We start from the raw sequence: 11,942 nt of genomic DNA, 5'->3' as shown, positions 1-11,942 counted from the left end.
CGGCCGGGCACCCGCGAGGAAATCTTCAGTTTCTTCAGATTGATTTCGCCACGCCGATTGCCGGGGAATCGTTCTCAAATCCGCAGGCGGGAGGCGGGATTGAGCAAGCCGCGCGAGCCGCTGCAGCAATTGCCCCAGAATTCCGCGGCACTGTGAAGATTGCTACGCTCCGGACCGGACGGTTAGATCAGGGCGTGACGCACACCCCAGCAGCCGACCGCTACGACACCATGGCCTACCGCCGGGCCGGCCGATCCGGCTTGAAGTTTCCGGCCATTTCCCTTGGGCTCTGGCACAACTTCGGCGACGGTCGGCCGATCGAACGGCAGCGCGATCTGGTCCGGCGCGCCTTCGACCTGGGCATCACCCATTTCGACCTGGCAAATAACTACGGGCCCCCGGGCGGCAGCGCCGAGGCGAATTTCGGCCGCATCGTCACGAACGATCTCCGCTCGCACCGTGACGAATTGCTGATATCCACGAAGGCCGGCTTCGACATGTGGCCCGGACCGTACGGTGATTTCGGCTCGCGCAAGTCACTGGTGGCGTCTCTTGACCAATCCCTGACGCGCCTGGGCCTCGACTATGTCGACGTCTTCTACCACCATCGCCCGGATCCGCGGACGCCCCTGGAAGAAACGATGAGCGCGCTCGACAGCGTGGTCCGCGCGGGCAAAGCGCTGTACGTCGGCATCAGCAATTACAACGCGGCACAGACCACTGCGGCCGCCGCCATGCTGCGCGATCTCGGCACGCCCTTGCTCATCAACCAGGTGGCATACTCGATCTTCAATCCCTGGATCGAACCCGACGGGCTGCTGGAGGCGCTCGACGCGTGCGGGGCCGGCTGCATCGCCTACAGCCCACTGGCACAAGGTCTGCTGTCTGACCGCTACCTGCACGGGATCCCCGACGATTCGCGCGCACGGCACAGTCGCTTTCTCTCCCGCAGCGACGTGGACGACGCGACGCTCGCCCGCGTCGGCGCCCTCGACGAAATCGCCAAGCGGCGGGGCCAGTCATTGGCCCAGATGTCATTGGCCTGGGCGCTTCGCGATCCCCGCATGACCGGCCTCATCGTCGGCGCCAGCAGCGCCGAGCAGCTCGAGAGCAACATTGCCGCGCTGCAGAACCTGGAGCTGTCGGCGTCGGACCTGGATGCGATCAAGCAAGCCACTGCTGCGCCTTCAGCCTGACCGTCGCCGTCACAGGTAGGACCACACGTTTCGATCGGATCGAGTCCGGGGCGTTGGTGGGCAAGCAGACGCGGGAGGGGCGCCGACACCCCTCCCGCGCGCTTGGCTCAGCCGTACACCTCCATTTCGTACAGCGAATAGCCCCATTGCCCGGACAGTTGAGTGCCTTGCATGCGGACGTATCTGGCCTGGCCGCTGACGGGGATCCGTTCGGTGCCGCCGGACGAGTTCGTCTGGGTGTACATGTCCCGCCAGGTCGAGCCGTCCGTCGATGCCTGCAGCTTGTACGCCTTCGCGTACGACGCCTCCCAGACCAGGTCGACCTCGCTCACGTTGACCGTGCCGCCGAGGTCCACCTGGACCCAGTTGTTCACGTTCTGGTTGGCGGCCCAGCGGGACGACTGGTCGCCGTCGAACGCCTTCGCGGCGGTCTGCGTGCTGCCCGAATCCGACGACGCCGAGGCGGGCTTGCCCAGGGCCAGGTTGGTCCGGCCCGCGGTGGTGGTGATGTTCAGGGTCGTCGCCCGGCCGGCCTGCAACGGCACGACGCGGGCGATGGTGCCGAGCGGGGAGCTCTGCACCGGGCTGCCGTCGGTGGTGATCGAGGCGATGCCGTTGCGCTGGATCACCGTCAGGTTCTGGTTGATCTTCGACGTCAGCGTCACCTTGACCGTGTGGGCGTTGTTGTCCCAGGTCAGGTTGTTGATGGTGAACTGGCCCTTGCCCAGCATGCCGTTGACGGAGCCCTTCGACAGGCCGGCGGGCATCGCCGGCAGCAGGTCGATCGTGCCGGGCTGGGTGGCGGCCGCCATCTCCATCATGATCGTGGGCACGGAGTTGACCACGTCGGTGGCGAACACGCTGTGGTTGTTGTAGTGGGAGGTGGCCATGCTGCTGTAGTAGTAGTCGTCCTTGGCGAACCGCAGCAGCTTCGCGTTGACCGAGGCGGCGTTGTTGAGGTCGGCGGCGATCAGCGCGCCGTGCAGCAGGCCGTGGCCGGCGTTCTCGTAGTTGCCGGCGTCCTTCTTCTGCAGGAACACCTTGGCCGCGTTGAACTGCGCCGGGTTCGTCTCCGGGGTGAGCTCGCGGTACGGCCAGACGGGCATCAGGCCGCTGGAGTGCCGGTGCTGGTACTGGTTCTGGTTGGCCAGGCCGGGCCAGGCCCACTCGGCGAGGGCGCCGTCGTTGTTGATGATGTACGGCGGCAGGTTGTTGAGCTTCTCCTGCCAGACCGGGATCTTGTCGGCGTCCCGGCCGAGCGTCTGACTCGTTTTGATCAGCGTTGACAGGGCGAACCGGGCGCCGGCGATGTCATACACCGAGTTGTTCGCCAGGGGCACCCCGCCCGCCGGGCGGTTCTCCGGCGAGATCGATCCGGTGAGGATGTACTTGCCGTTGGCGTCCTTCTTGACCAGGAAGTCCTCGTAGAAGTCGCCCATGTCCCGGATCAGCGGGTAGTACTTGTTGGCCAGGAACGTCGTGTCGCCGCTGACCTGGTAGTACTCCCAGAACGGTTGCAGCAGCCACGACTCGCCGCCGGTGACGTACTGGTACGGGTAGTCGAAGTTGATGTTGGAGATGAGCCCTTCCTCGTTCGGGGTGTTGCCGCCGGTCAGCATGCCCCGGGTGCCGAGCAGCTTGCGGGCGTTGGTGCGGAAGTCGGCCTGCCACTGCTGGTTGAGGTAGAAGTACCCGGCCATGGCTTCGGGCATGTTGCCGACGTTGCCGCCGGAGATCTGCAGGTTGAGGTTCGCGTCCAGGTGGTAGTAGCCGTCCCAGCCGACGTTGCTGTCGCCGGTCCAGTTGCCGAGCAGGTCCGGTGCCGCGGTGTCGTTGCTGGAGGCGAGCAGGTGGTAGCGGCCGGCGGAGAACATCCGCTCGTACAGTGCCGGGATCGGGTTCCCCGACGCCTTCTGCTCGGCGAGCAGCTGTTCGGTGGACTTGGCCCGGTCCGACGCGCTGGCGCCGAGGTCGTAGGACACCCGGTTGAAGATCTCGCGGTGGTTGCCGGTGTGCCGGTTCAGCAGCGCCTGGTAGGAGTCGGTGATCCCGGACAGCCTCGACTGCAGCAGCTGCCGGTTCCATTCGGTCTCGGCGGTGACGCCGCCGTTGTAGGTGCCGTTGTAGCGCTGGGTGAGCGACAGCAGCGTCACGTAGGTGGCGTTGGCGACGACCACGTTGGTGCCGGACATCGTCTTCGTGCCGTCGGTCAGGATCCGGGTGACGCCCTCGTATCCGGCGTTGTAGCTGCCGTTGGGGTACTTCGCCCGGAGGTTGAGGAAGTTCACGTTGGAGGTGTTGGTGAACGTGACGCCCTTGTTGGTCAGGTTCATGCCCGCGTCGACGGACAGGCCGAGCGTCACGTTCAGCCGCTGCCCGCTCGGCGCCGGCAGGTTCTGCACGGTGATGCCGTCGGTCCGCGACACGAACGAGTCGCGCTGCCAGTTGCCCTTGTCGTCGGTCCATTTCACCGACACCACGCCGTTGGCGTAGTCGGTGGAGCGCACGTAGTTGCGGACCGTGCCGGCGTCGGGCATCTGCATGGTCATCTTGAAGCCCGGGTGCTTGCTGCCCTCGCCGCCGCCGCCGTATCCCTGGACGTCGGCCGCGAGCTGGTTCGCCGACTGGTACTGCCCGGCGATCAGCTGGTCGCGGATCCGGTTGATGTTGTCCGCGCTGACGGTGTTGAAGGTCCGGTGCGGGCGGGCCTCCGACCGCGCCATGAAGAACCGCTTGTCGTTGAAGACCACGGTCTCGTTGCGCGGGTTGCCGAAGACGATAATGCCCTGCTTGCCGTTGCCGGCGAGGAGCCCGTTGGCCCAGTCGCCGTAGGTCTGCGGATACGTCGTGGAGGGCGCGACCGTCGCCGAGCCACCGCCGCCACCGGTCGGCGGCGGGCCTTCGCCGTACACCTCGAACTCCCACAGTGAATAGCCCCACTGCGTGTTCGGGGTGACCCCCTGCATCCGGACGTAGCGGGTGGTCCGGTTGACGTTGACCGTGTCCGAACCACCGTCGCCGGTGGTGGTGGTGAACACGTCCGTCCACTGTGTCCCGTTGTCGGACACCTGGACCTTGTACCCGCGAGCGTAGGCGGCTTCCCACGACAGCACCGCAGTGGTCACCGGGTAGGCGGCGCCGAGGTCGACGGTGATCCAGGCGTTGTTGTCGTTGCTGTGGTCGCTGGACCACCGGGTGCTGCCGTTGCCGTCGATGGCGTTGCCGGCCACGAGCGTGCCGTCCTGGTAGGAGGCGGTGGCCCGGGCGGCGGAGTTGCGGGCGAGGTTGACGGTGTCGGCGAGGGCGGCCGGCAGCCGCACCGCGGCCGTGCCGAGGACCAGCACGGCCAGGGCGATGCCGAGCAGTCGTCGCTTTGCGTTGCGTCTCATGGTGTGTCCGTCCTTCACCGGGTGGCGATGCGCAGCGAGGAGATGGCGTCGTTGTTGCCCGTCGGGACGAGGTTCGCGGCGTCGGCCGTGAACGTCCAGGCGGTGCCCGCGAAGCCGGCGTCGGCGTACGCGGTGACCGAGTAGCCGGCCGGCACCCGGATCGAGGAGACGGTGTCGTTGGCGATGCCCGCCGCCTGCAGCTGCGGCAGGTCGTAGCTGCCGACGCCCAGGGACACCCCGGTGCCGGCGTAGTCGGCCGCCGCATAGAACGTCGGGCCGGTGGCGCTGCCGTACACCTCGAACTCCCACAGCGAGTAGCCCCACTGGGTGTTCGGGGTGACCCCCTGCATCCGGACGTAGCGGGTGGTCCGGTTGATGTTCACCGTGTCGCTGCCGCCGTCGCCGGTGGTCGTCGAGTACACGTCCGTCCACTGTGTCCCGTTGTCGGACACCTGGACCTTGTACCCGCGAGCGTAGGCGGCTTCCCATGACAGGACCGCGGTGGACACCTGGTAGGCGGCGCCGAGGTCGACGGTGATCCAGGCGTTGTTGTCGTTGCTGTGGTCGCTGGACCAGCGCGACGCGGTGTTGCCGTCGATGGCGTTCGCGGCGACGAGCGCACCGTCCTGATAGGACGCGGTGGCCCGGGCGGCGGCGTTGCGGGACAGGTTCACCGGCCCGCCGACCGGCGGCGCGGGCGGCTTCGGCACGGTCTGGCCGGCCGGCGGCCACAGCGTGAACGTGTTGGCCCCGTTCTTCGCACCGGCGAACGGCCCGGCCATGACGTTGCCCGTGTTGATCGCGCCGCCGAAGAAGTCGGTGGTCACGTCGGCGGCGATGCTCTCGTTGGCCCGCGGGATCGTGCCGACCCGGGCCCTGGTCGCCGGGGTCAGTCCGCTGATGCCGGTGGCGTTGAGGTTGAAGCTGAGCTGCATGGCCGTGTTCGTGGCGGTGTACTGCACGCCTGACACGACGCCGGTGAAGTTGCCTTCCTTCACGTGCGTCTTGCCGGTCGCGTTGTCCGGCAGCGTCGAGCCCTGGACCAGGTTGTTGTACCAGAAGTCCTTCTGCGGCGAGGTCAGCGCCGTCGACTCGTTCATCGTGCCCGGCTGGAAGTAGTACGCGTCCCGCCCGCCCCCGTCGATGGCGAACCGGCCGTTGTCGATGAACAGGTTGTTGGCGAAGACGATGCCGGTGGCGTCCAGCGTGCGGATGTCGCTGTTGCCGATGAAGACGTTGTTGTCCACCAGGATCGGGCCGTGGACGGCCTCGGCGTAGTACCCCCACGGGGCGTTCATGACGATGTTGCCGGTGACCCGGACGTTCTGGTTGCCCCAGTCGGTCCAGATGCCGGCGGAGTTGCCGCCGCGGGAGTTCTTGATGTAGTTGCCCTTGATGAGGCCCTCGTTCATGTAGTGCACCTTGATCGGGGCCGTCTCCGCGCCGCTGAACTCGTTGCGGTAGTTGGTGTCCTCGATCATGTTGTAGAGGATGTCGGAGTTCCACGAGAAGACACCGGCGATGCCGGACTGCCCGGACCTGCCGATGTAGTTGTTGCGCACGATGTGCGAGCCGTACTTGCTGGTCTCGCGGAAGTTCGTCCGGGTGGTGCCGGGCCGGTTGCCGGCCCACTCGTCGTTGCCGAGGCCGATGTCGATGCCGATCGTGCGGGCGTTGACGACGACGTTGTTCTGGATGATCCAGCGCAGCCCGCCGTTGACGCTGATCGCACCGGCCTGCCGCCGTGTCGGGCTGTCGGGAAAGTCCGAGTAGGTGTTGGCCGCGTGCTTCACGATGAGCCCGTCGACCGTGATGTACCCCAGCCCCCACGCGTCCGGGGCGAAGATCTGCCGCCGCACGTTGATCTCGGCCAGTTTGGCGTTCGGGTCGGCGCCGTTGAAGTTCGCCGAGATCGTCGTGTTGCTGCCGGACACCTGCGAGAACCAGGTGTTCGGTGCGGCCTGCACGTCGCTGAGCGCGGGCTTCTCGCTGTACGCCTGCTCGTCGAGGTAGACGTCGCCGGCGTTGTAGCCGGGGAAGGTCGCTCCCCCGCCGCCCTGCGGGTGGCCGGTCGCGTAGGGGTTGTAGCCGCCGAAGTAGGTGTTGGGCAGCGTGACGCTCCAGACGTTGCCGGTGCCGCGCACCCAGCTGTTGACCTCCTCCGAGCCCTTGACCACGACGTCGCCGTCGCCGGCCCTGGTGTAGGTGATCCGGGCCGTCTCGCCGGTGCCACCCCGCGCGGGCTTGACCGTTTCGCGGTAGAGCCCGGCGTGTACGAGCACCGTGTCGCCCGGCTGCGCCTCCTGCGCGGCGCGGTTGATGGTCAGGTACGGCGCGGCCTGGGTGCCGGCGTTGGCGTCGTTGCCGTTCTTGGCCACGTGGATGACCCGCGGCGCCGCGGCGTCTGCCGGTCCTGCGGTCACCACGGTGATCACGACAGCGGCGGCGGCGCAGAGCGCCGTGATCCCGCCCGCGATTCGTGTCGCCGGGCGGGTTCTGCGGTGTTTCATGTGGGGTCCTTTGCGGGGGACGGATTCCACGGTGATCGCCGGTCACCGGTGGACAGCGACGGTGGCAGGGGGCATCGCCGCCTGGCGAGGACTCAGGCGGTTGGCGGGTGTGCCGAAGGTGGGCCGACCGTGGCGGTACGGTCGGACCGTGGGTGTCCTCGAGGCCGCCGATGACCTCGGGTCACAAAGTTAGATTATTAATCTAAGCTCGTCGTAGGGGAACGTCAACCGGGCGGATCAGCTGATCCGCGGACCGTACCCGGGATCGGCCCGTTCGCGCTAGTGCGCGTCACGCGGCGACGGTGGTCAAGGACCGGTCCGGCTCCGCCGGCGCGTGCATCAGCCGGTCCACGGCGAACACCAGCGCCGCGGCGGAGATCGCCGCGGCCGCGAGCACCAGCCAGAGCGGGACGGGCGTGCTGATCAGGTACACCGCGACCGGCGGCCCGACCGTGTTGCCGACCTGGAACGTCGCCCACGCGGCGCCGGTGGCCCGGCCCAGGGTGCCGGGCGGGGCCAGCCGCTCCACGAGGGTGTAGAACGCCGGGCTGTAGGCGCACTCGCCGAGCGCGAACGTGACCATCATGACGACGAGCAGCGCGACCCTGGCCCCGCCGCTCACGGCGCCCGCGGCGTAGCCGACCAGCCACGCACCGGCCCACACGAGGCTCATCGCGATCAGCGCACGCGTCTTGTGCACCCGCTCCACCCAGCGGGACACCGGCAGCTGCCCGGCCAGCACGACGAACGTGCCGACGGCGTACAGGGCGCCGACCAGCGTCGTGGAGCCGCCCAGGTCGGTGCGCACGGCGAGCGGCACGCCGCTCTCCAGCTGCGCCATCCCGAACGTCACCAGCAGCAGCTGCGCGACCAGCAGCAGCACGTAGCCGCGCCCGGGCCGGAACCGCGCCAGGGTCTTGCGCTGGGACCCGACCGCGTCGGCGTCCCGCGGCAGGGGGACGAAGACCGCGATCACCACGGCGTACAGCGCGCAGCTGACGCCGTCGGCGGCGAACAGCCACCGGTAGGTGGCGTCGGTCGCGGCACCCAGCAGCAGGCCGCCGAGCCCGCCGCCGACGCCCAGGCCGACGTTGAGCAGCAGGTACCGCATCGACATCGCGCGGACCTTGGCCTCCTCGCTGCCGCTGAGCCTGGCGATGATCGGGATCACGGCCGGCAGGAACAGCCCGGTGCCGACGCCGATGACGAGCAGCGCCACCGGCTGGGCCGCGTCACCGCGCCCGGCCGCCAGCAGCAGCCACCCCGCCGTCTGCACCAGCAACGCACCGACCGCGACCGCTCTGGGCGAGCGCCGGTCGACGAGCGCACCGCCGTACACCGACATCGGCACCGCGGCGCCGGCGAGCACGAGCAGCAGCACCGCCGTCTCGCCGGCCGGCAGCCCCTGGAACTGGTGCAGGTAGATCGCCAGGAACGGGTAGCAGAGCCCGGTGCCGACGGCCGACAGCCCGTAGCCGCCGACGAACCACCACGCGGGGCGGCTCAGCCGCCGGTCCGCGCGGCCGGGTCGGGCCTTGCCCATCAGCGGTGCTGACTGAGGAGGTGGTCGATGACCGCCGGGGTGAAGGCGGCGGACAGCTGTGGCACGTGCCCGCCGTCCTTGATGGTCCACAGCACCACCTGGCCGCCGTCGCGGCAGCCGGATCGGTAGCTGGTCACGGTGGTCTCCGCGCCGGGCAGGACGGCCTCGAGGTCCAGCTTGGCGACGGGCGTGGTCTGGTCCGAACAGCCGTTGAGCCGCCGCCACCGCTCGACGCCGGTCGCGGCGGAGGGGTAGGGCCGGCCGCCGTTCCGGCCGCCGTCGAAGCGGATGGTGTCGTCGGCGGTGCCGTGGATCTGCAGCACGCCGACCGGCCGCGACGGTGCGCAGCCGGTGGCGTCGTCCGCCACGGCACCGGCGAGCGAGACGATCGCCGTCACGGTGTCCGCGTGCTCGCACGCCATCCGGTATGCCATGAACCCGCCGTTCGAATGCCCGATGAGGTACACCCGGCCCGCGTCGACGGCATACGCGGCCTTCACCGCGTCGATCAGCTGCTGGAGATACGTCGAGTCGTCGACGCCGCTGCGGTCGAAGTCGCAGCACGCGTCGGTCGCGTTCCAGAACCGCTCGTTGCGGGTGTTCCTCGTGCCGTCGGGCGCCGCGACGAGGAACCCACGGCGGTCGGCCTCGGCGGCCAGCCCGAAGTAGTCTCCGGCCTCGCGTGCGTCGGACCCGAACCCGTGCAGCAGCACCACCAGCGGCATCGCCGTGCCGGTGGTGGACGAGGTGGGCAGCCGCACCGTGAACGGCCGCCCGCCCAACGGCACGGTCACCGTCGCACCGGGCCCGACCTGCGCGGGCTGCTCGGCCTTCGGTGCCGCCCCGCACGCCGTCAGACCGGCCAGCACCAGCACACCGATCCAGCCGAGTCTCGTCATACGTCGATCCTGCCCGTACCGACGCGATCGACGAAACGCAATTACCCATGATCCGGTAGAGCCTGTGCACCCAGGGGTGTACAAGGTCTACCGGATCATGGGGACCAGTGGGCCGTGGCCGGGGGCCACGGAGCCCTGCAGCACCAGTGCCGCCCCGCCGATCGCCGCCGAGTCCCGCGGGTTGCTCGACAGGTCGACCTGCACGTCGTGCACCTCCCGCGCGAACGCGCCCTCCGCCAGCCGGCGCCGGATCTCGGTGACGTAGATCGATCCCGCGACCGCGAAACCGGGACCCGCGAGCACCAGCGTGTCGATGTCCCAGAGATTGGCCAGCAGCACCGCGCCCTCGGCGAGCAGCTCCGCGGACTCGTCGATCAGCGCGGACGCCTGCTCGTCGCCGTAGATCGCGGCCCGGGCCAGCACGTCGAAGGCCCGCGCGTCGGGGTCCTCGTCCCGGATCCGCAGGCGGGCGGCCAGGCCGGGCATCGACCGGGCCCGGGCGACGAGGACGCGGGGCGCGGCGTACTGCTCCAGGCAGCCGCGGTTGCCGCAGTGGCACCGCTCCCCGTCGCGGACGACCGCCAGGTGGCCGAGCTTGCCCGCGTTGGAGCTCGCGCCGCGGTGCAGGGCGCCGTCGAGCACGACACCGGAGCCGATGCCCGAGTTCATGTACAGGCAGCCGAAGGTGCGATCCCGCGACACCTGCCGCCCCCAGAACTCCCCGACGGTCGCGGCCGCGGCGTCGCTGTCAACGAGCACCGGCACGCCGAGCCGGCCGGTCAGGGCGTGGGCCAGGTCGAGCCCGGCCGGTCGTTGCGGGCCGGGCAGCGAGAGGAACCGGCCGCGCGTCACGTCGACCGGTCCGGGCCCGACGACGGCCATGCCGGCCACGCTCTGCGGTGGCAGGCCCAGGCCCTGCGTGACCTCGTGGTACAGGTCGGCGAGCCGGGCCACCAGGCTCTCGGCGGGGCTGCCGCCCGAGGGGGCGGCGACGAGCTGCCGGCCGACGGTGCCGCCGCGGGTGTCGGTGACCACGCAGGTCAGCGCGTCCGCGGCCACGTGGATCCCGACGCCGTAGGCCGCGCGGGAGTTGATGACCAGCATGGAGCGGGGCTTGCCGCGGGTCGCGACCAGGTCGCCGGTCTCGCGCACCACACCGTCGTCGATGAGGCGGCGCACGATGTTGGAGATCGTCGGCTGGGTGAGGCCCGTCGCCTTGACCAGCTCGACCCGGCTGATCGGTCCGGAGGACCGGATGAGGTCCACGATGAGCGCACGGCTACCGGGTCCTGCGGCCGCGGACTCCCGTCGCGCCACGCTCAACCGCCTCTCGTCTCGCCGTACGCTGTCGCACGACTACGTTACGGGGACGAAGGTTAATCCACGAGGAGGCGCTCATGGCCGCGGTACCCACCGCCTCGGTGTCGAAGGGCACGCCGGTCGGGCTGGCCCTGGTGCGCGACGCGGAGGTTCTGGGCGCCGAGCCGTTCTTCCACGAGTTCATCGCGGGCATCGAACGCGTCCTCGTCCCGCTGGGGGTGCCGGTGCTGCTCCAGGTGGTGGCCACGGTGCCGCAGGCGGTCGAGCGGATGCGGGCCTGGGCGCAGTTCGGCCAGGTGCAGGGGGTCATCCTGATCGACCTGCTGCCCGGCGACGAGCGGGTGGCGCTGGTCAAGCGGCTGGGCCTGCCGTGCGTCGTCATCGGCGACCCGGTCACGGCCGAGGGGCTGCCGACGGTGTGGACGCAGGACGAGGTCGCCATGCGCGACGTCGTGGTGCAGCTGGTCGCGGCCGGTCACACGCACCTCGGCCACGTCGGCGGCCCGGCGCAGATGGCGCACACCATCATCCGCCGCCACACGTTCGAGGCCGTCGCCGCGGAGCACGGCATCCGCACGACGTCGTTCGACGGCGACTACTCCGAGGCGGCGGGCGTGCGCGCGGTCACCGCCCTCGCGGCCCTGGAGCAGCGGCCCACCGCGCTGGTCTTCGACAACGACGTCATGGCGCTCGGCGCACTGCACGAGGCGGCCCGCCTCGGCCTGGCCGTGCCGGCCGAGCTGTCCCTGGTCGCCTGGGACGACTCGGCGTTGTGCCAGCTGGCGGCGCCGCCGCTCAGCGCCGTCAGCCATGACGTGCAGGAGCTGGGCGAGCTGGTCGGGTCCTGCCTGGCCGAGGCGCTGTCCGGTCAGCAGCCGCGGGTGGTACGGGCGGCGCCGGCGCGACTGGTGGTCCGGCGCTCCAGTCGGTAGCGGGTCTCTTTGCCCTCGGCGCTCCTTGCGCTGCGAGTTCATAGATTAAAAATCTTTGTTATTGACTTCGCCGGTGCCGTCGGACACGCTGTGTCGGCACCCCTTCCGACGCGCCACCCCTGCGTCGATGCGCTCGTCACCCCTTCCTGCTCG

At 69.6% G+C, this 11,942-nt stretch carries 7 protein-coding genes; 2 read left to right on the top strand and 5 right to left on the bottom strand.

Features of this window, described 5'->3' with window-relative positions:
• Nucleotides 1-230 precede the first annotated feature (230 nt).
• Complete coding sequence (locus Dsi01nite_RS33135) at nucleotides 231-1,196, top strand: aldo/keto reductase (RefSeq protein WP_203850301.1); 966 nt, start codon at nucleotides 231-233, stop codon at nucleotides 1,194-1,196.
• Nucleotides 1,197-1,303: 107 nt separating this feature from the next.
• On the opposite strand, the gene Dsi01nite_RS33130 is transcribed toward Dsi01nite_RS33135, so the two are convergent.
• From Dsi01nite_RS33130 to Dsi01nite_RS33110, 5 genes are all read right to left on the bottom strand, one after another.
• Nucleotides 1,304-4,585, bottom strand: a complete 3,282-nt coding sequence (locus Dsi01nite_RS33130; protein ID WP_203850261.1) for a glycosyl hydrolase family 95 catalytic domain-containing protein — start codon at nucleotides 4,583-4,585, stop codon at nucleotides 1,304-1,306.
• Nucleotides 4,586-4,599: 14 nt separating this feature from the next.
• On the bottom strand, nucleotides 4,600-7,095 hold the full coding sequence (locus Dsi01nite_RS33125; protein ID WP_203850260.1) for a galactose-binding domain-containing protein: 2,496 nt from the start codon (nucleotides 7,093-7,095) through the stop codon (nucleotides 4,600-4,602).
• A 289-nt stretch (nucleotides 7,096-7,384) separates the two neighbouring features.
• Complete coding sequence (locus Dsi01nite_RS33120; RefSeq protein ID WP_203850259.1) at nucleotides 7,385-8,638, bottom strand: MFS transporter; 1,254 nt, start codon at nucleotides 8,636-8,638, stop codon at nucleotides 7,385-7,387.
• On the bottom strand, nucleotides 8,638-9,537 hold the full coding sequence (locus tag Dsi01nite_RS33115; protein WP_203850258.1) for a CE1 family esterase: 900 nt from the start codon (nucleotides 9,535-9,537) through the stop codon (nucleotides 8,638-8,640). Before Dsi01nite_RS33115 ends, Dsi01nite_RS33120 begins: the two co-directional genes overlap by 1 nt.
• An 87-nt stretch (nucleotides 9,538-9,624) precedes the next feature.
• A complete protein-coding gene (locus Dsi01nite_RS33110; RefSeq protein ID WP_239136345.1) occupies nucleotides 9,625-10,803 on the bottom strand; it encodes an ROK family transcriptional regulator in 1,179 nt (392 codons plus the stop codon).
• A gap of 131 nt (nucleotides 10,804-10,934) precedes the next feature.
• On the opposite strand from Dsi01nite_RS33110, the gene Dsi01nite_RS33105 reads away from it, so the two are divergent.
• Entirely contained in the window at nucleotides 10,935-11,789 is an 855-nt protein-coding gene (locus tag Dsi01nite_RS33105; protein WP_203850257.1) for a LacI family DNA-binding transcriptional regulator, read from the top strand.
• Nucleotides 11,790-11,942: the final 153 nt, after the last annotated feature.

The organism is Dactylosporangium siamense, from assembly GCF_016862795.1.
Lineage (GTDB): Bacteria > Actinomycetota > Actinomycetes > Mycobacteriales > Micromonosporaceae > Dactylosporangium > Dactylosporangium siamense.
This window is presented reverse-complemented; position numbering and strand designations above follow the sequence as displayed.

What these genes read in the sequence shown, in the direction of transcription:
- Dsi01nite_RS33135 (WP_203850301.1), top strand. Translation starts at nt 231, where the DNA reads ATGGCCTACCGCCGGGCCGGCCGATCCGGCTTGAAGTTTCCGGCCATT.
- Dsi01nite_RS33130 (WP_203850261.1), bottom strand. Translation starts at nt 4,585, where the DNA reads ATGAGACGCAACGCAAAGCGACGACTGCTCGGCATCGCCCTGGCCGTG.
- Dsi01nite_RS33125 (WP_203850260.1), bottom strand. Translation starts at nt 7,095, where the DNA reads ATGAAACACCGCAGAACCCGCCCGGCGACACGAATCGCGGGCGGGATC.
- Dsi01nite_RS33120 (WP_203850259.1), bottom strand. Translation starts at nt 8,638, where the DNA reads ATGGGCAAGGCCCGACCCGGCCGCGCGGACCGGCGGCTGAGCCGCCCC.
- Dsi01nite_RS33115 (WP_203850258.1), bottom strand. Translation starts at nt 9,537, where the DNA reads ATGACGAGACTCGGCTGGATCGGTGTGCTGGTGCTGGCCGGTCTGACG.
- Dsi01nite_RS33105 (WP_203850257.1), top strand. Translation starts at nt 10,935, where the DNA reads ATGGCCGCGGTACCCACCGCCTCGGTGTCGAAGGGCACGCCGGTCGGG.